The following is a 23,453-nucleotide window of genomic DNA, read 5'->3' as shown; positions in this document are numbered from 1 at the left end:
GGCTACCAGATGGTGAAAATCAAACCCGGTTCAAGATAGATATCCAAACCTTGGGTAAGCAATAGATAAAAGGCGATCACGAATGGGAACGATGCGCCAAACAGAACGGGTTTGCGTCTTTCACCCAACAAGTAAAAGCCTCCTAACAGGAAGAAGCCGGTCGCAATAACAAAGCCTAAGTACGTGAGGCCCACACCGTAAAGTGCCATTAAAACTAAGAATGAAATCAGCAGCTTCCAGTTAAACGACAACACCGCACCGCTTTGTTTATCAGGTTGACCTGTAACCAGAAGCAGAAGAGCTAAACCAATGCCGATGTAAGTCAGAATCGTCGGCAATGTACGAGCGGTAAACGGTTCATATTCATCACCAGGGAACAGTTGTATTTGAGAGGTTTGATAACCGTAACAAAGACAAAAGAGCAGAAAAATCATTGCTCCGACGCGATCGCGACAAAGCAAATTTTCTTTGCTGAAAAAGTTGGTTGAACGAGACATATTCAACTCCTAACGAAAGTAAAAAAAGACCGTATATGGGCGTTAATGTGCAAGGTAATCCATTAACAATTAAGCAATTCGCTGCTAGTCGAGATGCTTACCAATCAATAAACAAAGGAGTATGTATGCCGAATGTCGACAATGCCCATATACGGTGAAACTTAGAGTGCAAACGCAACAAGTGGGACTAGTAGAACAGCCCCAATCTGCTGTTATTTAAGGAAACCTAATTCGCGCATTAGATCACCCATTTGCTTCTCTTGCTCTTCAAGGAACGCGAAGAATTCTTTATCTGCTTTGTAGTTGTCGATCCAACCGTTGCGGTCGCGAACAACTTGCCATTCATCGGTGTTATACATCTTGGTAAACGCCGCATTCCACTCGTTGATTTTCTCTTGGCTAACACCTGGAGCGGCAAAGAAACCACGCCAGTTCGCAAAAACAGTTTCGTTACCGTATTCCGTTAAAGTGGGAATATCTGGAGCTGCTTCCAAGCGTTTTGGCGCAGTAATAGCCAGCACTTTTACTTGACCAGATTTGGACATTTCAAGTACTTCACCCAAACCAGTGGAGAGGAGCTCTGTCTCACCGGATAGGAGAGCGGCAACGGCTTTACCCCCCGCATCATATCCAATGTAACGAACTTTACGAGCGTCAAAACCTTGGCCTTTAAACGCAGCGGCAATGACAAGATGATCCATTGAACCACGAGCCGATCCACCCGCAATCTTTACGTTGCGTGGGTTTGCTTCAAATGCTTTAACTACGTCTTCCCATGAGTTGTATGGCGAATCCGCTGAAGCAACGATAGCACCATAGTCCGCAACAGTTGCGGCTACAGGAGTTAGGTCACGGAAGGATTGTGGAAAAATACCGCTAAGAGAGCGCACTACGATTGGAGTTGAGTTCACCATCAGGGTGTCTTCTTGGCGATCAGCGGTTTCAATTAAGTGAGCGATCGCTTTACCACCGCCACCGCCAGACAGGTTTTGGAATGATACAGACTCAACGATATCTGATTTCACCAGAACATCTCCCGTACCGCGAGCGGTCATATCCCAGCCGCCACCAGCGCCGCCAGGAATGAGGAAATGCATTTTTTCTAGATCTGCAGCAAAAGTGTTAAATGAAAATGAAGCTGCGATGATAGATGCGGCGAGCGTTGGTTTGATTACCTTTAACATGTTCACGTTCCTTATGTGAGTGACTCTATTTTTTGATGAGTCTTATTGTTGTTTCAGTTTTAAATCTGAATTTGATGAAAGGTTAAATAACTGTTAATTGAATGTCTGTAAAAGGTAGATAAAGGGAATATTGGGCATTGCGGGTATTGTGTTCATAAAGTTCACGGCGGGAATTAGTTGTCGACAATTACTCTATTTAATCGTCATTTAGAGTGTTACTTCTTCGTTTATTTGCTTTGGATCTCACTTTTCACTAATACCTTAGTCTAAATTGTCGACAATCTTCTTGATTGTCGACAATTTGTTAGTTTATTATGTCTGCAAGTTAAGAAATTGTAGACACCTAAGGTGTTGTAGAGCGAGTGACTTGAAATGAATGTGGAACTAAAAACTCGTCTTAAAGCCGTTGGCGCAGAAAAAGAAAATACGAAATCTGAAACGCTAACTGAATCTTTGGTTGAAGCGATTGTAAACGGTGAAATTGCACCCGGAAGTAAAATATCCGAGCCAGAACTGGCGAAGCGTTATCAGGTAAGCCGAGGTCCTTTACGTGAAGCGATCATGCGCTTGGAAGGACTTAGCTTAATCGAGCGTATCCCTCATGTTGGTGCTCGTGTCATTACTTTTTCACCAGAAAAACTGATTGAATTGTATGCGGTGCGTGAAGCGTTGGAAGGGATGGCTGCCAGATTAGCTGCCCGACATATTACGCAGGAAGAAGTCCTCCAGTTAGAAATGCTATTGTCGACACATTCAAATCACATTGATGAAGTCGAAGGCTCTTCTTACTTCCACCAACATGGTGATTTTGACTTTCACTACCGCATTATTAAAGCGAGTCGCAATAGTAAGCTGATATCGCTGCTGTGTAATGAACTGTACCACTTGCTGCGTATGTATCGTTACCAGTCGCCACGTTCTCAGTCACGCCCGAAAGAAGCGTTAAATGAACACAAATTTATTTTGCAAGCGATCAAAAACCGAGATGGGGAATTGGCAGAGATGCTGATGAGACGCCATATTTCGGGCAGTCGCTTGTTAATTGAACAACAAATCTTGTTTGCTGAAAATGACTAGAAGGAAAGTGTCATGAGTTTATCTCCAGGGGCGAAGTTCAGACTCGCCATTGAACAAAACAATCCGCTACAAATCGTCGGCACTATCAACCCATACTGCGCCATGATGGCGAAAAACCTGGGGCATCAAGCGATTTACTTATCTGGTGGCGGCATTGCAAACGCCTCTTACGGACTGCCAGATTTAGGGATTACTACTCTAAACGACGTACTGGTTGATGTTGACCGCATTACAAACGCATGTGATTTGCCTCTACTGGTAGACATCGACACAGGTTTTGGTGGCGCATTTAACATCGCTCGTACTATCAAGCAAATGGAAAAAGCGGGTGCGGCAGCGGTACATATGGAAGACCAGGTTGCGCAAAAACGTTGTGGTCATCGCCCGAACAAAGCGATTGTTAGCCAGCAAGAGATGGTTGACCGTGTGAAAGCTGCGGTTGATGCACGTAATGATGAAAGTTTCGTGATTATGGCTCGTACTGATGCACTTGCGGTTGAAGGCATGGACAGCGCGATTGAACGTGCGATTGCTTGTGTAGAAGCAGGTGCGGATATGATCTTCCCGGAAGCAATGACCAAGCTTGACCAATACCTACAATTCTCTAACGCGCTTGAGCAAGCGACCGGCAAACATGTTCCTATTCTGGCGAACATTACTGAGTTCGGCGCAACACCGCTGTATGGCTGTGACGAACTGGCGAAAGCGAAAGTGGATATGGTGCTTTACCCACTTAGTGCGTTCCGTGCGATGAACAAAGCTGCTGAAACGGTTTACAAACACCTTCTGGCAGTGGGTAATCAGGAAGCGCTGGTTGATTCAATGCAAACACGTAAAGAGCTGTATCAGCACCTGAATTACCACGATTACGAAGACAAACTTGACCAGCTATTCTCAGAAGGAAAATAGCGGGGAAGTAAAGAATAAACGGAAGCCCAAGAAAAGATAATCGGAATTTACAATCCAATAACGTGAAAATTGTCTGGTGAATAAAAACACTCCAAAGAGAGTAAAGCCAGACAGAAAAGGAGTTCAAACAATGCCTCAAACTGAAGCAAAGAAAGCAGAGTTAGGCGGCGCAGGTCTACGTGGTCAAAGCGCTGGAAGCACAGCTTTATGTACTGTCGGTAAAACGGGAACAGGTCTTACTTATCGCGGCTACGATATCACTGACCTTGCCAATAATGCTCAATTTGAAGAAGTGGCGCACCTGCTGTTACGCGGTCACTTACCTAATCAACAAGAACTCGATGCGTATAAGACGCACCTGTTGAGCCTTCGCGGTTTACCAACCGAGCTTAAGCAAGCTTTAGAGCTAATCCCTGCCAGCGCACACCCAATGGATGTGATGCGTACAGGTTGTTCTATGTTGGGTAACCTAGAGCAGGAAATGAGCTTTGATGAGCAACTGCAATCCACTGAGCGTATGCTAGCGCTGTTCCCGGCAATCATCTGTTACTGGTACCGTTATAGCCATGATGGTGTTCGAATTGACACTGAAGATCAGACGGAAGACAGCATCGGTGGTTACTTCTTAAAACTGCTCACAGATAAAGCGCCAACAGCTCTACACAAACAAGTTATGCACTGTTCATTGATTCTTTACGCAGAGCATGAGTTTAACGCGTCAACATTCGCAGCACGCGTTTGTGCATCAACACTGTCTGACATCCACTCTTGTGTGACTGCCGCAATCGGTACGCTTCGTGGTCCTCTTCACGGTGGTGCAAACGAAGCTGCGATGGAAATGATCGAAGATTGGCAAACGCCAGATGAAGCAGAAGCGAACATCATGCGAATGCTGGCAAACAAAGACAAGATAATGGGCTTTGGCCATGCGATTTATCGCGAAAGCGACCCTCGCAACGCGTTGATCAAGCGCTGGTCAGAAGAGCTGTCGAAGCAAGTGGGTGACACGCACCTATATGCGGTATCTGAGCGTGTTGAATCAGTGATGAAGCGTGAAAAAGGTCTGTTCTGTAATGCTGACTTTTTCCATGCATCGGCGTACCACTTTATGGACATTCCGACCAAACTGTTCACGCCGATTTTCGTGATGAGCCGTTTAACTGGCTGGGCGGCACACGTGTATGAGCAACGTGCGAATAACCGAATTATTCGTCCAAGTGCGGATTACACAGGTCCAGACCATCAGGACTGGGTGCCTATCGAAAAACGCTAGCGCGTTACTCCTTCCTCTGTGCGATTCTCTCCACACAGGGGAAGGAGTATTTCTCATCACTAACGTTACTAGAATGACTACATCTCAAAAAGTTCTCCAATCAGGTCTCCAAACAACTTTTCTAGAGTAACGTTTCTAGAGTGATGGGGAGAAGGTCAAGATGTACAGATTGAATGGAAGCAAACCATGAGCACAAATAATATTAATACCCACTATCGTAAATCGCTTCCGGGGACTCAACTTGATTTTTTTGATGCCCGCGAAGCCGTAAATAGTATTTCTCCAGGAGCTTATGAAACGCTCCCTTACACCTCACGAGTTCTTGCCGAGCAGCTCGTACGCCGTTGCGACCCAAACGCATTGACAGCCAGTCTCAAACAGCTAATTGAGCGCAAGCGCGATCTAGATTTTCCTTGGTATCCTGCACGTGTCGTTTGTCATGACATTCTTGGCCAGACTGCACTGGTCGATTTAGCAGGTCTGCGTGATGCGATTGCTGATCAGGGCGGCGACCCTGCAAAAGTAAACCCTGTGGTTGAAACTCAGCTTATCGTTGACCATTCACTTGCGGTAGAACACGCAGGGTTTGAACCAGACGCATTCGAGAAAAACCGCGCGATTGAAGAGCGCCGAAATGAAGACCGATTCCACTTTATCGAGTGGTGTAAAACCGCATTTGAAAACGTCAGCGTGATTCCTGCTGGTAACGGCATCATGCACCAAATTAACCTGGAAAAAATGTCTCCAGTGGTGCAGGCGAAGCAGGGCATTGCTTACCCTGATACCTGTGTCGGTACCGACAGTCACACCCCGCACGTTGATGCGCTTGGTGTTATCGCGATTGGTGTGGGTGGTCTGGAAGCAGAAACTGTAATGCTTGGCCGACCATCGATGATGCGTCTGCCAGATATCGTTGGTGTAAAACTGACGGGTAAACGTCAACCGGGCATTACTGCAACGGATATCGTTTTGGCGATCACTGAGTTCCTACGTAATGAGCGTGTTGTTTCTTCTTACCTTGAATTCTTTGGTGAAGGTGCACGAGACCTGACTATCGGTGACCGCGCAACCATCTCCAACATGACACCAGAATACGGCGCAACAGCGGGTATGTTCTACATTGACGAACAGACCATCAACTACCTGAAACTGACTGGCCGAGATGATCAACAAGTCGATTTAGTAGAGAAATACGCGAAACAAACAGGCCTTTGGGCAGATGATCTTGATACTGCGGTTTACGAGCGCGTACTTGAATTCGATTTGTCATCAGTAAGCCGTAACATGGCAGGCCCTTCAAACCCTCACCGCCGTTTGCCTACTTCTGAGCTGGCACAACGTGGCATTTCTGGTGCTTGGGAAGAGAAAGAGGGCGAGTTGCCAGATGGAGCGGTGATCATCGCTGCTATCACATCGTGTACTAACACCAGTAACCCACGAAACGTTGTTGCTGCTGGCCTTGTCGCGAAGAAAGCCAATGAGCTTGGCCTTGTACGTAAACCTTGGGTGAAGTCATCATTTGCTCCAGGTTCGAAGGTTGCACGTCTTTACCTGGAAGAAGCAGGCTTACTACCAGAATTAGAGAAGCTTGGCTTTGGTATTGTCGGTTACGCATGTACGACTTGTAACGGTATGAGCGGTGCGTTGGATCCGAAAATTCAACAAGAGATCATCGATCGCGATTTGTACGCGACTGCGGTACTGTCTGGTAACCGTAACTTTGATGGCCGAATCCACCCTTACGCGAAGCAAGCGTTCCTGGCATCTCCACCGTTAGTTGTGGCTTATGCATTAGCTGGCACGATTCGTTTTGATATCGAGCGTGATTCACTTGGCACCGACCAAAATGGTAAACCAATTTACTTAAATGATTTGTGGCCAAGCGACGAAGAGATTGATGCAGTTGTCGGTAAACACGTTAGACCCGAGCAGTTTAACCAGGTTTACATCCAGATGTTCAAACTGGATGACGCGGCGCAAAACTCGAATCCGCTATACGATTGGCGTCCGATGAGTACTTACATCCGTCGACCTCCTTACTGGGAAGGTGCGCTAGCGGGTGAAAGAACGCTGTCTGGCATGCGTCCTTTAGCGGTGCTTGGTGACAACATCACGACTGACCACCTATCACCATCGAACGCGATCATGGCGAGCAGTGCGGCAGGTGAATACCTAGCGAAAATGGGCGTTCCTGAAGAGGACTTTAATTCTTACGCGACTCACCGTGGCGACCACTTAACGGCGCAACGTGCGACCTTTGCTAACCCGAAACTGTTCAACGAAATGGTGAAAGAAAACGGCGAAGTGGTACAGGGTTCTCTAGCTCGAATTGAGCCAGAAGGTCAGGTTGTTCGCATGTGGGAAGCAATTGAAACTTACATGAACCGTAAACAACCACTGATTGTGGTAGCTGGCGCGGATTACGGTCAGGGTTCATCTCGTGACTGGGCTGCAAAAGGCGTTCGATTGGCAGGGGTAGAAGCAATCGTTGCTGAAGGCTTTGAGCGTATCCACCGTACTAACTTGGTTGGTATGGGCGTACTGCCACTGCAATTCAAACCAGGTGTTAACCGCAATACGCTAGAACTGGATGGTACGGAACTTTACGACGTAGTTGGCGAGATTAAGCCGGGCGCTGATTTAGCCCTGGTTATCACACGCAGCAACGGCGAGAAAGTTGATGTTCCTGTTACCTGTCGTCTAGACACCGCTGATGAAGTTCACGTGTATAACGCGGGTGGTGTACTGCAGCGTTTCGCGCAAGATTTCTTGGCGCAATAAGGAGTGGTTATGGAAAACAAAACTCCGAATCAAATGAGCCAAATCAAAGTGCCGGCGACGTATATGCGTGGCGGCACGAGCAAAGGGGTCTTTTTCAACCTCGAAGATTTGCCTCAAGAAGCGCAAGTGGCTGGAGCCGCACGTGACAATCTGTTGTTACGTGTTATCGGCAGCCCGGATCCTTATGCAAAGCAAATCGACGGTATGGGTGGCGCAACCTCAAGCACCAGTAAAACGGTAATTGTTTCGCGCAGTAGCCAAGCCGATCATGACGTTGATTATTTGTTTGGCCAAGTGTCGATCGATAAGCCATTCGTAGACTGGAGTGGTAACTGTGGCAATTTGTCTGCGGCAGTGGGTCCTTTCGCAATTCATGCTGGCCTGATCCCACAAGATCGTATTCCTGAAAATGGGATTGTGATTGTGCGTGTCTGGCAGGTGAACATCAGCAAAACTATCTTGGTTCACGTACCAATCGTCAATGGATTCGTGCAAGAAACCGGAGAGTTTGAACTGGATGGCGTGACGTTCCCAGCCGCAGAGATTCAAGTGGATTTTGTCGACCCTGCTGACGGGGAAGGCAGCATGTTCCCGACCGGAAACTTAGTCGATGATTTGGTACTGCCTGATGTGGGTACTTTCAACGCGACCTTCATTAATGCTGGTATACCAACCATATTCATTGATGCAGAGTCTATTGGCTATCAGGGAACTGAGCTACAAGACGACATCAACAATGATGACGCAGCACTGGCGATGTTTGAATCGATCCGTGCGCATGGCGCGTTAAAAATGGGGCTGATTTCAGATCTTGAAGAAGCTCAGACACGCCAACATACGCCAAAGATTGCTTTTGTCTCGAAACCCAAAAGCTACCTGTCTTCAAGTGGCAAAGCGGTAAATGATACGGATATCGATGTGTTGGTTCGCGCGCTATCGATGGGCAAACTTCACCATGCGATGATGGGGACAGCAGCCGTCGCTATCGCTTCAGCAGCGTGTGTGCCAGGAACGCTGGTGAACCTGGCTGCTGGTGGCGGCGAAAAAGAGTCGGTGACTTTTGGCCATCCGTCAGGAACGTTAAAAGTTGGTGCTCGAGCGAAGCAAACGGAACAAGGCTGGGTGGTTCAGAAAGCCATCATGAGTCGAAGTGCGAGAATACTGATGGAGGGATTTGTGCGTGTACCCTCCGATGTCTTTGAATGAAAAAATGGTCTTTGAATAGAACGAGAGCAATGTCAGGACATACTGGAGGAAGCGATATGTCTTCATACGAAAAAGAATACTTATGGGCGAAAAACGAACCGGAGAGTTTTTGGCGCGCCCAAGCGGAGAACATTGATTGGTTTGAGTCTCCAAAAACCATATTGAAAACTGATGAGAATGGTATTGAGCGCTGGTTCCCTGATGGGGTGATGAATACGGCTTGGTTAGCACTGGATTACCATTGCGAACAAGGCAGAGGTGACAACGCTGCCCTTATTTATGACTCACCTGTAACAGGTAATAAAAAGACCTACACCTACAGTGAGCTGCGCGACCAAGTCGCTAAAATTGCAGGTATGTTGTCTAGTCAAGGTGTTGAAAAAGGCGACCGCGTCGTCATTTACATGCCGATGATCCCAGAAGCGGCAATGGCGATGCTTGCCTGTGCACGTCTGGGCGCTATTCATTCGGTGGTGTTCGGTGGTTTTGCGCCAAATGAGCTGGCGGTACGCATCGAAGATGCTGAGCCTAAAGTCATCATGACGGCATCGTGCGGTATCGAAATCAGCAAAATCATTCCATACAAGCCAATGGTGGACAAAGCCATCATGGATAGCCGTTGGAAGCCTGAGAAAGTCTTTGTCTTACAGCGTCCAGAATGTGAAGCTGAGCTGAATCAAGAAAGAGATTTGGATTGGCAACAAGAATACAGCCAAGCGCTTCCACATGCTTGTGTTCCTGTTTTAGCAACGGATCCACTCTACATCCTTTACACCTCAGGTACGACCGGTAAACCAAAAGGGGTTGTACGCGATAACGGTGGTCATGCGGTAGCACTGAAGTACTCAATGAGTGCAATCTACAACATGCCAAAGGACGGTGTATTCTGGGCTGCGTCAGATGTTGGCTGGGTAGTGGGTCACTCTTACATTGTTTACGCTCCGCTTATTCACGGATGTACAACGATACTGTTTGAAGGTAAGCCGGTGAGAACACCAAACCCTGGTGCATTCTGGCGAGTATGTGATGAGTACAAAGTGGATGCCTTGTTCTCAGCTCCGACAGCGTTCCGTGCGATTAAGAAAGAAGACCCTGAAGCTGAGTTCTTAAAGCAATATGATCTGTCGAACCTGAAAACCATTTTTATGGCGGGTGAGCGATTAGATCCTCCTACGCTTGAATGGGTGCAAAGCAAAGCAGACAAACCAGTCATCGATCACTGGTGGCAAACTGAAACAGGTTGGGCAATTGCGGGTAACCCAACGGGCATTGAAATGATGCCTGTAAAAGCGGGGTCTTCTACCAAGCCAATTCCGGGTTATCAGGTGGAAATACTCGACGAACTTGGTGAGCCAGTCCCGGCTAATCAACAAGGTTTTGTCGCGCTTAAACGCCCGTTGCCACCGAGCTGTTTACCAACGGTGTGGCGTAACCATGATCGCTTTGAATCCGGTTACCTAAGCCAGTTCCCGGGCTACTATGTATCGGGAGATGGCGGCTATCTTGATGAAGAAGGTTACTTGTTCATCATGGGTCGAATTGATGATGTCATCAACGTCGCGGGCCACCGTTTGTCCACAGGCGAAATGGAAGAGATCGTTGGCGGTCACCCAGCTATCGCAGAGTGTGCGGTTGTTGGTATCCACGATGAGCTGAAAGGGCAACTGCCGCTTGGTTTCGTGGTGCTTAAAGATGGCGTGAAAGTCGATGAATTAGCGCTAGAGGGCGAGCTTGTCGGTAAGGTGAGAAATGAGATTGGTGCTGTTGCTTGTTTTAAACATGCGCTAGTGGTCGATCGCTTACCGAAAACACGTTCGGGCAAAATTTTACGCAGAACCATCCGTCAAATTGCTGATGGTGAACAATATACCGTACCATCTACCATTGATGATCCAACGAGTCTGAGCGAGATTGAGCGCGTATTGCGTCGCTAAATAATCGTCATAACTCTTGTGTTCCACCCCTGTATTTCCAAGAGATGCAGGGGTTTTTTGTTTGAATCTATCTGGCAGTAGCAAGAATAAGCAATCAAGCGTCATATTACTATTGCAGATACTTGCTATCCTCGGTCTTTACCCACAAACTACATGAGTTGAATTATTGGTAGCCCTTTGTATGTCAGCATTTTTAATCAAACCAGCGTGTATTGACGATCTTGAAAGTCTCAATGATCTTATGTTCGATTTGCACGATGAACATCATGTCCAATCGCCAGATCTATTTAAAACGGCGGAAGAAATTGAGCAGGAAAAGAGCATTGCTCGCTATATCGATCATCCTGAGTGCCTGGTTTACGTTGCGAAAGAAGGCGACGAAATCATTGGTTTTGTCTCGGGGCACTTTGGCGAACTCACATCAGTGGTAAGTAACCCTGTCATGATGGGCAGCGTGGATGAATTGTATGTGCTACCTGAATACCGGAAACAAGGTGTAGCCAAAACCTTACTTGAAGAAATTGAATCAACTTTCATCCAGTACGGAGCAAAACAGATGTTTGTAGAGGTGTGGGATTTTAACCAACAAGCGCTGTCACTCTACCAAAAGCAAGGCTTTGGGCCTCATATTCACTGCTTGAGAAAGCCGTTAAGGCACAGTTAGAACAACGCTACAGACGTACTTAAGTGACGTTTCAAATGTGAGAATGTATAAATTAAGGGCAAGTTTTTCAGACATTAGTGTCATATAGCTGTCACAATCGAGGCCATATTGCACGCGATGCCTGCAAATTGTCAGGGTGAAACTAAGTTTTATCTCGATTGAATTCGATCTTATGTCATATATGCATGAGACGACAATTCGTTGCAATCAACCATTAGCCAATTTTCAGCCACGACCAGTTGGCTATTATCCGTATCTTTAAAGGTTACTTTTTGTGTTGAGACAGTTGTTTTTCCTCACGTTCTGCTCAGTGTTGTACGCTATTTCTCCGGTAACAGTGGCAAAACCATTTTCTGAGGGAGTAAAAGGCGCTCTTTGTATCATACGTGCAGACAATAAACTCGTTCTAGTGCACGAAATACTAACAAATAGAATTTCACTGCCCGGCGGAACCATAATCGAAGGTGAGTCACCAAAGGTAGCTGCTCAACGGGAAACCTGGGAAGAGGCCGGTTTGGTTGTTACAGTCGGGCAAGAGTTAGGGCGAACTGACACGGCCGTCTTTTATGATTGTGTTTCAGATTCAGAAATCATCGCCTTTTCGATGAATAATTCGCTGGATGGACACGAACTGCCGATGTGGTTCGCACCTCACTATGGGGTTGAAACGACATCGGCAATGTTATTGTCTCCGGAGCAATTGCCGCAATCCTTATATCGCTATCCCTCTCAATGGAAAGACATCGTTCGATACTTCGATGATGCGACGTTCCAACCTGTTAATTATGTTCATCATTTGATTGATTCGGCACCAGCGTTTCGTCAGATCGAGTTGACTTGGTTGACTGAGTTTCAAAGCTGGGTGGGATCAATCTCAGAAAACAGTTTTCTAGCGGTGTATCAGTTTAGCGAGCTGGCCACAGAGTTAACGATGCCAGTCATTTTACTATTTTTGTTTCCGTTCGTGATGATGCGATTCGGTAGCCACTTCGTTTACCGACTGTTTTTTGCTATTGCTGCAACTTCGATCTTGGTACTGGTGGCTCAGCAGGGGTTTTCGTTACCTCAGCCGCATGTGTATGTGCCTACCTTAGAGCTTACGCACAATAGTGGTTATAGCTTCCCGAGTTTACCAATTGCGGTTTGGTGCTGTGTATTCACACTTTTGCTGCAAAGAGCGGGTAGCTTTGGCTTAAATGCCACCACGGGGATTATCACATGCTCACTAATTGTGATTATTCTCGCTAAGTTTTTTCTGGGTAGCGCGTTTATTTTAGATATGCTGTTCGGTGCGCTATTAGGTATTTTAGTCTCCTGGCATATTTTACGTTTGGAAACCAACCCTGAGATAAATGTTGATAAGCTGCTCACATCAAAAGGGGTTTGGTTGGCAATAACGGGGGCCAGTGCAGTCATAGCGGCCATTTGGCCATTACCCGTGTTTGGTTGCTGGCTGGCTGTTTTGATTACTGCTTCGGGCTTAGTAATGACATTCGACAAGGCGCAGGTTCAGATAGAGCCTAGGCAGATGATCTTCCTAACGTTGGTATTGGTGCTGGTTCATCGATTATATTTGTACGCTGCAACTACCGTTTCGTATAGCGGCTTTTGGTCTTTAGTCTTTACGATTCTTCATTACCCTTTGCTGATGCTGTTGTTTGTTCAACTGGCGCGAAAGCTCACTTACGAAAAGCGCCTTGTTTGCAGTTCTAACAGGAGCGTTTCAAACAAGTAGCTTTATCACACTTTTTAACTGGGATCTGAATAAATAATGCGATGTTTCTCGTCTTAGTCAGTACTCTCTGATACCTTTGCGCCACTTTGATCTAACCACATTTTCATACCATGCCGTCACAGTATCGAATCGACAAAATTGTTGAGATTGGCGACACACTTCACCGTAGTGGATGCGCCCCTTATAAAGTTGAAAAATACACTCAGTTTTATGCACAGAAACACGGCGTCGATGTCATGATTCAGGCTACACCAACCAGCATCAACTATCAGTTTCCTGATGACAACAATGCTGTGGTTATGAAGCGCTTAAAGCCTGCATCAATAAACCTTAGTTTGTTGGCGAATACGATTATTCGCATAAACCAACCGAGTTCTGAGCCTGTACCAGAATCTAAAGGTTATCCTACTTGGGTTATTGCACTTGCCAATATGGGAATTCCACCTGCCTATCTGATGCTGGTCGGAAGTACGCTTGAAGCGGTGTTCATTTCGGTCATGCTTGGCTTTTTGATTTGGGGATGCCAGCGAGTGTGTCACTCCCGACGCTCTATTGCGGTTGAATTTATTTCCGCACTAGTCACTGGTGTTATCGTCGCGTTTCTGGCAAGTACCGGATTACCTATCCCTGTTTGGGCGCTATGTATTGCCGCGATTGTTTTATTTGTTCCTGGCTTATCGATTGCTAACTCGTTGGAGTGTCTGGCGTTTAACGATTTAGTTTCCGGCACCAGTTTATTAGGCCAAAGTTTTTTGACTCTTATCAAGCTCTTTGTCGGGATCGTTATTGGTTTAAATATTGGTGAAGCCATTTGGGGGCAGGCACCTGCGACGACTTACAAGAATGAAGTGCCATTTATGATGCACATTTTCGGTCTGTTCTTGATTTCAATTTCGCTTAGTATCCTATTTAACGCGAGACCAAAAGACATCCTGCTCGGTTTACCTGTGGCCGCTTTAGGCATGTGGGGGCCATTTTATATGGGATTCGATGCAGGATGGGTTGTTGGCACTTGGGTCACTACCGTGCTTATCACGCTCTATGGAACCTGGGTGGCTAAAAAAATGGAGCTTACAGGCTCAATCTACATCGTCCAGGGAATTATTATTCTGGTTCCCGGCAGTCGCGTACTTATCAGCGCGAGTCAGTCGGTGTTTGAGCAATCTATCTTGCCGATTCCCAGCATTGGATTGTCGGCATTATTTATGTTTTCCGCCATTGTTGCAGGACAAATAACGGCATATTCGATTTACTCCCCGAAGATTGAACGCTAACGCACCGAATCAATGCCCTATTCTAGAAACAGCGTTTATCTAGAGTAGGGCTCTTTCCATTATCTCCGGACAACAACATCTGATAGTTTATCAATCATATGCGGTAGTTCTCACCACAGTAGTTCTCATCAAAGAAGAGTGACACTAACTGATGCGATTTTGATTACGTGACGTTGGTTTGTCATCGAATTGTCATTTGCAAAACGTACCGCTGGAACTGAGAGATCAAACAGGATTAGTAACGCTTTGAATCCGTTTCAATAGCAAATATATTTGTAATTTCTAGCAACCATCTGTAGGCTTTTACGCATTAAGTGGAGAAGGGGCAGTAATACTATTGCAGTGACATATTCGCCTTAGACATTACCTAGCATAGAGGCGAATATGATAAGATCTGTTATCTCTCGACTACATGCGGAAATTGAATTCTGACTCCATTTCATCGTGTACCAAATGATTCATGAAGGTTTCACTCATGGCTTGAGTGAATATTGGTGCAATGTTCATGGATAAAAGTAAAATAATGTTGAGTGAAAATTGAGGATAGGAAACGTAAAGTGTTCATCTTCGGTAAAGCTTTATGTAGAAGCATTGGGTTCAAATTTCTGGACGAGTAGCGCTAGGTAAATACTGTATAATATGAAAAAAATCATCTCCTTGATCGTGTTGTTCGGCCTCGCTGGATGTGTAACTACGCCTACCAGTAATCCCACGTTATCGACTGAATATATAGAACAATGTCAGGATCTCGGTAAACGAGTTGTTGCTCAGGATACTGAGTTTCAGCCTTCATTTTCATTGTCATCACTAGTTTCGAATGAATTACCGGTCGTTGCCGAAGATTTTCAGGACGGCATTCTCACTTGTAGCCTCGCAGGCAATTCCGATAATGGTTACGCCATTGCTTATGCTAAAAGTTCCGATATCCTTTTACACCAAAAGTTTAGTGGTAGTAATAAGAACGCGACATTAAAAAAACTGACCAAGGAAGTGGCGGTTGTAGAACAAAGGCTGCAAAGTCTTGAGCGTGCGGAACGAGAGCGTGAAGAAAGCGCTAAAAGAGAACGAGAGCAGAAAGCAAAACGTGAAGCACTTAAAGAGGAGCAGATAAAGTTCTGTCTGAATTTTGCCGAAAAGTACGCAGGTATCTTGAAGGTACATGGTATGACTGTTGGTAAAGTATCCGTTTCCAGTGCCTGGGATAATGGCGATTCAATGACTTGTGTGAACAATTATGATGGCTACTGGGCAGATGATGACGAGGAAAATGAGCAGTTGCAAGAACAGCATGTCATCAATAAAAATACTGGTGAGTATCAAACCATCTTTCGTTGAGTTGTACTAATGTGAGGTGAGTGAAGCCAAGTCCGGAAACCCCCCATTATTTTCCTTGAAAAGTGCGCTTTTCACTTCAGTTCAACACTGGCGTGATGCGCACTTGTCGCGTAATTTCTAGCTTTTTGGTATTAAGCCTTCAGAACAAACTTTTCAATGGCTTTTGCCACACCGTGATTGTCGTTACTCTCGGTAATGTAGTCAGCAATTTTTTTAGTTTCTTCCATGGCGTTTTCCATCGCGATACCCAAACCTGCGAACTCTAGCATATGGTGATCGTTCTCGGCATCTCCCATACAAATTACCTCATCTGCTTGAATACCTAAGTATTCGGCAATCGCCGCGACACCAATCCCTTTGTTGCTTGACGGGTTAAGGAATTCGAGGAAATAGGCGGCACTTTGAACCACAGTGAAGGTTTCGCGTAATTCCGACGGTAATGCAGCGATCACTTCAGTGAGTTTGCTTGGCTCGGCAACCATCATAGCTTTAATAATAGGGTGATCATCTTCCAGCGAATCAAAACACATCTCTGTGACGTCAAGACCATTAATGTTTGCTTCTATATCCGTATACGGGTTGTTTTCGGTGGTGATCAAGCCGTGAACCTGACTAAACGCGTGTACGTAGGCTCCAAGTTCTTTTGCTTTGCGAGCAACTAATTTTGCCGATTTACCATCAATGATCTGCTGGTGGATGATTTCGTTCGTACCAATGTTTTTGACCATTGAACCGTTGTAGTAAAGAACGAAATCTTTGTCTGAGCGAATGTCTAACTCATCTAACTTATCTTGCATGCCTTCTAGCGGGCGACCTGATGCCAAAACGACTGTGACACCTGCTGCACGAGCTTTAGCAATCGCTTGTTTGTTCTCTTCTGAAATTACTTTTTTGCTGTTTAGCAAGGTGCCGTCCATATCCAGGGCGATCAATTTATACATTTGTACTTACCTTAAAAAGTGGGAACCTTAGTATGTAACTACAAAATGGACTATTTTAACAATTAATTTTTGGTTTGAATTGACCTAGGCACGCCTCTCCATTAAGGTCTCCGCCTCGAAGTTTTTATGAGTAAAGTGAGTTCTGCGTTGTATAAGCTAAATGAGATGTTTGAAACCATCCAGGGTGAAGGGGTCTTTACTGGTGCTCCTGCTGTTTTTGTTCGCCTTCAAGTCTGTCCGGTTGGATGCTCTTGGTGTGACACTAAGCAGACCTGGGATGCGGAAGAAGAAGACCAGCGTTCGATTGGCGATATTCTGGTTAAGACGGAAGATTCACCAACATGGTGTGTGGCATCGGCTGATGACATCGTAGAGCAATATAAAAAGCAAGGTTTCAATGCGAAGCATATCGTGATTACTGGTGGTGAGCCGTGTATTTATGATTTACGCCCGTTAGCACAAGCTTTTGAAAATATGGGGTGCCAGTGTCAGATTGAGACCAGTGGTACGTCAGAAGTCGTAACTACAGAAAAAACATGGGTGACAGTGTCACCTAAAGTTGCGATGAAAGGCAAACTGCCTGTACTGAAAAGTGCACTGGAGCGAGCCAATGAAATCAAGCACCCGGTTGGTACCCAGAAAGATATTGACCATCTTGATGGGCTATTAGCTTCAGCGGAAATTGCACCTGAGACGATCATCGCTTTACAACCGATTAGCCAGAAACCGCGTGCGACTCAATTGTGTATTGAGACGTGTATTGCTCGTAATTGGCGATTGTCGATTCAAACTCATAAATACCTAAGTATTGCTTAAGCTCGGAGAGTAACATGAAAAAAGCCGTTGTTGTTTTTAGTGGTGGACAAGATTCAACTACCTGTCTTGTTCAGGCATTGAAAGAGTTTGATGAAGTACATGCAATTACTTTTGACTACGGTCAGCGTCACAAGCTAGAGATTGAGGTTGCTCAGAAGCTCGCTAAAGATCTTGGTGTTGCGGCACACAAAGTTATGGATGTAGGTTTATTGAACGAACTGGCGATCAGCTCTCTGACCCGTGATGACATTCCTGTCTCGCATGAATTACAAGACAACGGTTTACCGAACTCTTTTGTTCCGGGTCGTAATATCCTGTTTTTGACGCTTTCGGGTATTTATGCGTACCAGATTGGCGCAGATACGGTTATCACTGGTGTATGTGAAACGGACTTTAGCGGTTACCCTGATTGTCGTGACGACTTTGTGAAAGCAATGAATACCGCCTTGGTGAAAGGTATGGATCGTCAATTAACGATCAAAACGCCACTGATGTGGTTAAACAAAGCAGAAACTTGGGCGCTTGCAGACCAATACGATGCGTTGCAAATGGTTCGTGAAAATACACTCACGTGCTACAACGGCATTATTGGGGATGGTTGTGGTGACTGCCCTTCGTGTGACCTGCGTAAAGCGGGGTTAGACGATTACCTGAATAACAAAGAGGTTGTTATGCAGTCGTTGGTTCAAAAGCAGAATTCTGAAGCGTAACGCTTACAATGCCTCTGTTTTTACTATGACCATAAACTCATACTTTGTCACTATTTGAAGTAAATTGAAGTAAAAAGCTCAAAAGTAATAAAATAATAACCCCCTGCACTATGAGCAGGGGGTTCATCATTAGTCTACGTAAAGTTTCGCTAGATCTTGTGGCTCCATTTCTTTGCCTTCTAGCTGATCGTTCCAGTTTGTTCCAACAAGAACGCCATCTTCTGCGAGAGTAAGAAGCCAATCCTCGACAAAAATATCCAGAGGAATTTCCAGGACATTGAAATCAGCCCACTCTTCAACGTTATGTGCTTCTGCATCTTCTTTAGAAGACCAGAAAGGCATAACTTCACTATTTTCGAATTCGGTCGAATCGCAAGATAGCCAACCTTCCTCGTTGCGCAGACCCCAAACCAACTGGTTTTCTTTGGTTTCTGCAACGAAAAGATCAAGGTTTGCTTGGATATCTGATGTAAGTTTGCTCATTTCAAAACTCTCATTGTTATGACGTGGCTAGATTAACACTAAAGCGCATTTTCCTAAAGCATAATACGGTTTCGCTTTGCTGCTAAAAACAAAAGGAGCCGAAGCTCCTTTAGACAAATAACGGTTTCATTTTCTTGGGGAAAGTGTGGTTAGTTTTTTGGCAATGTTGTAAAGACTGTCCACTCTTTTTTAACCGCCCCTTTATAACCGATGACCGTTGCAGTGACACGTCTGTTTTGAGCATGACTCACTTCATCCGTTCCCGATGTTGCTAAAACAGTATCGCCATATCCAACGATGGTTACTCGAGATGGACTAATGCCATTTCGTAGTAATTCGTTTCGGACGTTTTCTGCTCTGCGCTTGGAAAGATCCAGATTGTGCTCTGAAGTTCCCGTACGGCTTGCGTAACCCTGTATTTCAATTGAGGTTTCAGGGTATTCTTTCAAGAATTTAGAAAGATCCAGAATCTGTTTTTGGAATACTGGGTTAATTACATCTGAGTCATTCGCAAACAAAACACGAAGCTGCATTTTTTCGGATGTGTTTTCGTAAGATCCACAACCATCGTTATCAATTTCTGACCCTTCGGGAGTACCTGGGCACAAATCTCTTTCGTTGATAACACCGTCGCTGTCATCGTCAAGGTGATCAGCGCTTTGCTCGGCAATCGGGGTATCAATGTACTCATATTCGTCCCCGCGATCGGATGCACAAGCGGCTACAACGAATGAGAGTGCAATAATAGTTATGTATTTCATAATTAGTACTCCACTTTATCTAGCCATTCTTGCGGTACGTCGACTCGCAATGCACTGAGAAGCTGACCTGTTGCATTCATTACGCGGTATTTTGCGTACTGTTCGGCATATTTAGCATCAAGGTAATCTTTACGTGCTTCAAACAATTCATTCTGCGTATTCAGCAAATCAAGGAGTGTTCGCTGACCGATTCTGTATTGTTTTTCATAAGCAATTACGGTTTGAGAGGCTGAATCAACATGATCGGACAAAAACTCTTTTTGTTGTACCGTCAAGTCAAGTGCTGTCCATGAAAGCTTCAGCCCTTCCTCCACGTTTCTGTAGGCGCTTTCACGTAAGTCTTTCGCCTTATTGAGTTGGTAGGCGAAGTTATTCGCATTAGCGACATCACTGCCGCCATTGAACAAGTTATAACGTAGTCGAAGCATGGCTAACGTTTCATCACTTCTCCCTTTAAGACCATCTGCATCATCACGCCATGTTTGTGATGCTTCAATTGAAATCGTAGGGTAGTAGACGCCCTTAGATTGTTTGTACTGGAACTTAGCTGAGTCTACGTCAGCCAGAGCTATTTGAATCACAGGGTGGAGTGCGTAGGCTGTGCTCAACGCTTCATCGACTGTGTACGGAATAAAATTTTGGTCTGCTCTTGGAAAGATTAACCCCTGCGGTGTTTGTCCGACTAAGCGGGTAAACGAGGTATGGGTGTCATATAAGTTATTTTGCGCTGCCGCCAGATTACCATGTGCTTTTGCGATACGGGCTTCAACCTGAGTTAAATCAGCGGTTGATCCGATACCTGATGTGACGCGTTTTTGAATGTCTGCATAGATATCTTTGTGAACGGCAAGGTTATCTTCAGACAGTTTTAATACCTCGTAGGCTTGTTCGGCTTCCAGATATACTCTAGTGACCTCAAGTGCCTTGTCTGACGCATCAGCGAGAAGTTGGAATCTCACCGATTCTGCATCCGCAGCAGTACGGTCAATATCGTTGAGCGTCGCACTTCCGTCCCAAATTAATTGGGTCAGTGTTACGGACGCTTCTTTTCTGGTGTAGTCAGTGTCTCCCCGAAGGACCTGATCAGACGGATCCAGTCCTTCGTAACCTATACCAGCATCCAAATCAATGGATGGCAGGTAAGCCCCTGATGACGCATCATTCAAGTACCGTTTACTCGTGAACTCGTTGAAAGCGCTTTTAATATCTGGGTTGTTTTGTAACGTCAATGTCACTGCTTGCTCTAACGTTTGACCGAAAACAGGTATAGACACGATTAAGCTACAGCAACAAGCGTATTTGAATCGGTTCCATTTCACGGTATTTCTCCTAAAAATCGTGTTTCTTTTTGTTGTTTTATCTCACATGTGAGACAGAACGCTATAAATAACAGTGCTTGAGTAATGAATAGATCAACCTACTGTTAAACCTAAGCTTTTACTTAGAAAATTCATGAATATATCTATATAAACCTTAGCACATAGGACAGAAGTTGCTTAGCTGCCTACTACGTAAGTTCTATTAAAAAATCAGAATTTTCAACATCATAGAATGTAAAGTTACGTGCTTTTTCGCGCATTTTTAAGACCCTGCCCCTAGAGTCCTAAAGTACTGTAAGCACTAAACATACAACGAAAAATATGATGATTTTGACTAAACTATAGTCGTAAATTATAAGGTGACAAACTTTTGAATTAGTTTGAAGTGGGGCGAGGTAGGTATGGAACGAGTAACTTTGAGCTCTTTGATGGGCAGCATAGTAGTTATTGGGCTTGATGGGAATATTAGAACCCTTGCAGAAGGAGAGTCCCCTAAGCCCGGTGAATTAATAATTGAGGAAGTTTCAGATACTTCGGAGTTGGTTGTAGAGCAAGTCACACCACAAGGTAGCTCGATAAATGTCACAGATGACATTACCGCTCTGATTGAAGCTGTTTCACAAGGACAAGACCCGACTCAACTCGGAGAAGATTTTGCAACTGCAGCTGGTGGTGTTAATGGGTCAAGTCCCCAGAATACTGGTGTAATCAACCGAACTGGTGCAGAACTACTTGCCAATACCAATTTTGAGACAATTGGCATTAACGGAACAGGATTCTCAAGCACGCAAGTCAGAACTCTGTTGAACATTTTTCAGCCGCAGACGCCTGACCCTCAAGTAATACCAACTGCTGAGGTGGTGATTCAAGAAATATCCAGCCCAACCGTCAACGAAGGTGAGCAAGTCTCTTTTGAAGTTACTTTGGATCAGGCAACCGAAGTCATTACGGATATTGAATTTTCTTTGGGTGATGGCTCTGCAGTGGGCGGTGCCGCTGGTGAGAATGGCGTTGACTACGTAAATACCACGGTATTAGTAACGCTGTCAGATGGCACGACTCAACCAATTCAAGTCAACGAAGATGGGACGTTCACTGTTTCTATCCCAATCGGTGAGCAGTCATTTACGGTGACGTTAGACAGTGTTGATGATGATATTTATGAAGGTCCGGAGACCTTTACATTGACGGGTATAACCCCAGATCAAGAAGCACCCGTTTCAGGCACTGCGACCATTTTAGATGATGGCAGTGGACCGGGAGAAGAGCCGGATGATGACCGTCCGACGGTCTCGATCTCCGATGCAGGCACGGTGGATGAAGGCAACAGCGCGACCTTTACCGTGACATTAAGCAATGCGTCGGAAGACGAAGTGCAGGTGCAGTTGGCGCTGAACCCGGATGAAACCGAAGCGGGTGATTTGGGCACGTTGGAATACAACACCGGCTCCGGCTGGGTGAGTGTTCCTGTGGACGGCATTATCACCGTGCCGGCCATGCTCACCGAGTTTGATGTGCGCATTGCGACCATCGATGACGAGGTGTATGAAGGACCGGAAGACTTCAGAGTCACCGTCACTGGTTTGGGTGTCGTTCAGGGCACAGATACCGGTCTGGCGACCATCGTGGACGATGGCACGCTAACGGATGATGACCGTCCGACGGTCTCGATCTCCGATGCAGGCACGGTGGATGAAAGCGACACCGCGACCTTTACCGTGACATTAAGCAATGCGTCGGAAGACGAAGTGCAGGTGCAGTTGGCGCTGAACCCGGATGAAACCGAAGCGGGCGATTTGGGCACGTTGGAATACAACACCGGCTCCGGCTGGGTGAGTGTGCCGGTCGATGGCATGGTCACCGTGCCAGCGGGCATGACCGAGTTTGATGTGCGGATTGCCTCCGTTCAGGATGAGGTTTACGAGGGCGCGGAAGATTTCAGCGTCACCGTGACCGGCATTGGTGCCGTTCAGGGCAGCGACACAGGCCTTGCGACCATCGTGGATGACGGCAGTGGTCCTGGACCGGATCCGGATGATGACCGACCAAGCGTCTCTATCACAGATGCGGGCACTATTAATGAAGGCGACACCGCGACCTTTACGGTGTCGTTGAGCAACGCCTCAGAAGCAGCGGTGCAGGTGCAGTTGGCGCTGAACCCAGATGAAACCGAAGCGGGTGATTTGGGTACGTTGGAATACAACACCGGCTCCGGCTGGGTGAGTGTGCCGGTGGATGGCATGGTCACTGTGCCAGCGGGCATGACCGAGTTTGATCTGCGGATTGCCTCCGTTCAGGATGAGGTTTACGAGGGCGCGGAAGATTTCAGCGTCACCGTGACCGGCATTGGTGCCGTTCAGGGCAGCGACACAGGCCTTGCGACCATCGTGGATGACGGCAGTGGTCCTGGACCAGATCCGGATGATGACCGTCCAAGCGTGTATATCGTGGAAGACAGCGTGGGCGTGAATGAAGGTACCGACGCGGTGTATACCGTTAAGTTGACGGCAGCGGCCGATATTGATGTGACCGTCAGGCTCAACACCTCAACCGA

The 23,453-nt window shown here is 46.0% G+C and carries 19 protein-coding genes; 13 read left to right on the top strand and 6 right to left on the bottom strand.

Annotated elements, in window-relative coordinates:
- Nucleotides 1-2 precede the first annotated feature (2 nt).
- The gene (locus tag ACWYU8_RS00095) at nucleotides 3-497 is read right to left on the bottom strand and encodes a tripartite tricarboxylate transporter TctB family protein (protein WP_457516063.1); all 495 of its coding nucleotides are present in this window, start codon (nucleotides 495-497) and stop codon (nucleotides 3-5) included.
- A gap of 212 nt (nucleotides 498-709) precedes the next feature.
- Nucleotides 710-1,681: a tripartite tricarboxylate transporter substrate binding protein gene (locus ACWYU8_RS00090; protein WP_457516061.1), complete on the bottom strand. Its 972-nt coding sequence runs from the start codon at nucleotides 1,679-1,681 to the stop codon at nucleotides 710-712.
- Nucleotides 1,682-2,053: 372 nt separating this feature from the next.
- Between ACWYU8_RS00090 and ACWYU8_RS00085 the strand changes: the two genes are divergently transcribed.
- From ACWYU8_RS00085 to ACWYU8_RS00040, 10 genes are all read left to right on the top strand, one after another.
- The gene (locus ACWYU8_RS00085) at nucleotides 2,054-2,758 is read left to right on the top strand and encodes a GntR family transcriptional regulator (RefSeq protein WP_457516059.1); all 705 of its coding nucleotides are present in this window, start codon (nucleotides 2,054-2,056) and stop codon (nucleotides 2,756-2,758) included.
- A 12-nt stretch (nucleotides 2,759-2,770) separates the two neighbouring features.
- Nucleotides 2,771-3,667 carry a methylisocitrate lyase gene (gene prpB, locus ACWYU8_RS00080; RefSeq protein WP_457516057.1) on the top strand — a complete coding sequence of 299 codons (897 nt, stop codon included), beginning with the start codon at nucleotides 2,771-2,773 and terminating at the stop codon, nucleotides 3,665-3,667.
- A gap of 130 nt (nucleotides 3,668-3,797) precedes the next feature.
- On the top strand, nucleotides 3,798-4,940 hold the full coding sequence (prpC, locus tag ACWYU8_RS00075) for a bifunctional 2-methylcitrate synthase/citrate synthase (protein WP_457516055.1): 1,143 nt from the start codon (nucleotides 3,798-3,800) through the stop codon (nucleotides 4,938-4,940).
- 186 nt (nucleotides 4,941-5,126) lie between these two features.
- A complete protein-coding gene (acnD, locus tag ACWYU8_RS00070) occupies nucleotides 5,127-7,721 on the top strand; it encodes a Fe/S-dependent 2-methylisocitrate dehydratase AcnD (RefSeq protein ID WP_457516053.1) in 2,595 nt (864 codons plus the stop codon).
- 9 nt (nucleotides 7,722-7,730) lie between these two features.
- Nucleotides 7,731-8,927: a 2-methylaconitate cis-trans isomerase PrpF gene (prpF, locus tag ACWYU8_RS00065; protein WP_457516051.1), complete on the top strand. Its 1,197-nt coding sequence runs from the start codon at nucleotides 7,731-7,733 to the stop codon at nucleotides 8,925-8,927.
- A 56-nt stretch (nucleotides 8,928-8,983) separates the two neighbouring features.
- On the top strand, nucleotides 8,984-10,861 hold the full coding sequence (locus tag ACWYU8_RS00060) for a propionyl-CoA synthetase (RefSeq protein WP_457516050.1): 1,878 nt from the start codon (nucleotides 8,984-8,986) through the stop codon (nucleotides 10,859-10,861).
- A gap of 181 nt (nucleotides 10,862-11,042) precedes the next feature.
- Entirely contained in the window at nucleotides 11,043-11,525 is a 483-nt protein-coding gene (locus tag ACWYU8_RS00055; RefSeq protein ID WP_457516049.1) for an N-acetyltransferase family protein, read from the top strand.
- A gap of 274 nt (nucleotides 11,526-11,799) precedes the next feature.
- Nucleotides 11,800-13,260, top strand: a complete 1,461-nt coding sequence (locus tag ACWYU8_RS00050; RefSeq protein ID WP_457516047.1) for an NUDIX domain-containing protein — start codon at nucleotides 11,800-11,802, stop codon at nucleotides 13,258-13,260.
- A 110-nt stretch (nucleotides 13,261-13,370) separates the two neighbouring features.
- On the top strand, nucleotides 13,371-14,534 hold the full coding sequence (locus ACWYU8_RS00045; RefSeq protein WP_457516046.1) for a threonine/serine ThrE exporter family protein: 1,164 nt from the start codon (nucleotides 13,371-13,373) through the stop codon (nucleotides 14,532-14,534).
- A 639-nt stretch (nucleotides 14,535-15,173) separates the two neighbouring features.
- On the top strand, nucleotides 15,174-15,869 hold the full coding sequence (locus tag ACWYU8_RS00040; protein WP_457516044.1) for a hypothetical protein: 696 nt from the start codon (nucleotides 15,174-15,176) through the stop codon (nucleotides 15,867-15,869).
- A 131-nt stretch (nucleotides 15,870-16,000) separates the two neighbouring features.
- Here ACWYU8_RS00040 and ACWYU8_RS00035 read toward each other — a convergent pair whose 3' ends face one another.
- The gene (locus ACWYU8_RS00035; RefSeq protein WP_457516042.1) at nucleotides 16,001-16,810 is read right to left on the bottom strand and encodes a Cof-type HAD-IIB family hydrolase; all 810 of its coding nucleotides are present in this window, start codon (nucleotides 16,808-16,810) and stop codon (nucleotides 16,001-16,003) included.
- 165 nt (nucleotides 16,811-16,975) lie between these two features.
- Here ACWYU8_RS00035 and queE point away from each other — a divergent pair, with 165 nt between their 5' ends.
- Both queE and queC read left to right on the top strand, forming a co-directional pair.
- Nucleotides 16,976-17,626 (top strand): 7-carboxy-7-deazaguanine synthase QueE, encoded by a 651-nt coding sequence (gene queE, locus ACWYU8_RS00030; RefSeq protein WP_457516682.1) that lies wholly within the window; start codon nucleotides 16,976-16,978, stop codon nucleotides 17,624-17,626.
- Nucleotides 17,627-17,640: 14 nt separating this feature from the next.
- Entirely contained in the window at nucleotides 17,641-18,336 is a 696-nt protein-coding gene (queC, locus tag ACWYU8_RS00025; protein ID WP_457516040.1) for a 7-cyano-7-deazaguanine synthase QueC, read from the top strand.
- A gap of 129 nt (nucleotides 18,337-18,465) precedes the next feature.
- Here the strand turns inward: queC and ACWYU8_RS00020 are convergent, their stop codons facing one another.
- The 3 genes from ACWYU8_RS00020 to ACWYU8_RS00010 form a co-directional block, all read right to left on the bottom strand.
- On the bottom strand, nucleotides 18,466-18,819 hold the full coding sequence (locus ACWYU8_RS00020) for a DUF2750 domain-containing protein (protein ID WP_444492712.1): 354 nt from the start codon (nucleotides 18,817-18,819) through the stop codon (nucleotides 18,466-18,468).
- 149 nt (nucleotides 18,820-18,968) lie between these two features.
- Nucleotides 18,969-19,580 carry an OmpA family protein gene (locus ACWYU8_RS00015; protein ID WP_457516038.1) on the bottom strand — a complete coding sequence of 204 codons (612 nt, stop codon included), beginning with the start codon at nucleotides 19,578-19,580 and terminating at the stop codon, nucleotides 18,969-18,971.
- Nucleotides 19,581-19,582: 2 nt separating this feature from the next.
- The gene (locus tag ACWYU8_RS00010; RefSeq protein ID WP_457516036.1) at nucleotides 19,583-20,899 is read right to left on the bottom strand and encodes a TolC family outer membrane protein; all 1,317 of its coding nucleotides are present in this window, start codon (nucleotides 20,897-20,899) and stop codon (nucleotides 19,583-19,585) included.
- A gap of 401 nt (nucleotides 20,900-21,300) precedes the next feature.
- Between ACWYU8_RS00010 and ACWYU8_RS00005 the strand changes: the two genes are divergently transcribed.
- Nucleotides 21,301-23,453 (top strand): Calx-beta domain-containing protein (locus tag ACWYU8_RS00005; protein ID WP_457516032.1); only part of this gene is annotated, 2,153 nt, incomplete at its 3' end.

It is taken from the genome of Vibrio limimangrovi, from assembly GCF_054064025.1.
Note: the sequence above shows the minus strand (reverse complement) of the source record. Positions and strands in the feature narration are given on the sequence as shown.

Bases quoted from the DNA above. Each gene is read 5' to 3' on its own strand.
- prpB (WP_457516057.1), top strand. From the start codon at position 2,771: ATGAGTTTATCTCCAGGGGCGAAGTTCAGACTCGCCATTGAACAAAAC.
- ACWYU8_RS00015 (WP_457516038.1), bottom strand. From the start codon at position 19,580: ATGAAATACATAACTATTATTGCACTCTCATTCGTTGTAGCCGCTTGT.
- ACWYU8_RS00055 (WP_457516049.1), top strand. From the start codon at position 11,043: ATGTCAGCATTTTTAATCAAACCAGCGTGTATTGACGATCTTGAAAGT.
- ACWYU8_RS00035 (WP_457516042.1), bottom strand. From the start codon at position 16,810: ATGTATAAATTGATCGCCCTGGATATGGACGGCACCTTGCTAAACAGC.
- queC (WP_457516040.1), top strand. From the start codon at position 17,641: ATGAAAAAAGCCGTTGTTGTTTTTAGTGGTGGACAAGATTCAACTACC.
- ACWYU8_RS00040 (WP_457516044.1), top strand. From the start codon at position 15,174: ATGAAAAAAATCATCTCCTTGATCGTGTTGTTCGGCCTCGCTGGATGT.
- ACWYU8_RS00045 (WP_457516046.1), top strand. From the start codon at position 13,371: ATGCCGTCACAGTATCGAATCGACAAAATTGTTGAGATTGGCGACACA.
- ACWYU8_RS00095 (WP_457516063.1), bottom strand. From the start codon at position 497: ATGTCTCGTTCAACCAACTTTTTCAGCAAAGAAAATTTGCTTTGTCGC.
- ACWYU8_RS00090 (WP_457516061.1), bottom strand. From the start codon at position 1,681: ATGTTAAAGGTAATCAAACCAACGCTCGCCGCATCTATCATCGCAGCT.
- ACWYU8_RS00060 (WP_457516050.1), top strand. From the start codon at position 8,984: ATGTCTTCATACGAAAAAGAATACTTATGGGCGAAAAACGAACCGGAG.
- ACWYU8_RS00020 (WP_444492712.1), bottom strand. From the start codon at position 18,819: ATGAGCAAACTTACATCAGATATCCAAGCAAACCTTGATCTTTTCGTT.
- queE (WP_457516682.1), top strand. From the start codon at position 16,976: ATGTTTGAAACCATCCAGGGTGAAGGGGTCTTTACTGGTGCTCCTGCT.
- prpC (WP_457516055.1), top strand. From the start codon at position 3,798: ATGCCTCAAACTGAAGCAAAGAAAGCAGAGTTAGGCGGCGCAGGTCTA.
- acnD (WP_457516053.1), top strand. From the start codon at position 5,127: ATGAGCACAAATAATATTAATACCCACTATCGTAAATCGCTTCCGGGG.
- ACWYU8_RS00085 (WP_457516059.1), top strand. From the start codon at position 2,054: ATGAATGTGGAACTAAAAACTCGTCTTAAAGCCGTTGGCGCAGAAAAA.
- prpF (WP_457516051.1), top strand. From the start codon at position 7,731: ATGGAAAACAAAACTCCGAATCAAATGAGCCAAATCAAAGTGCCGGCG.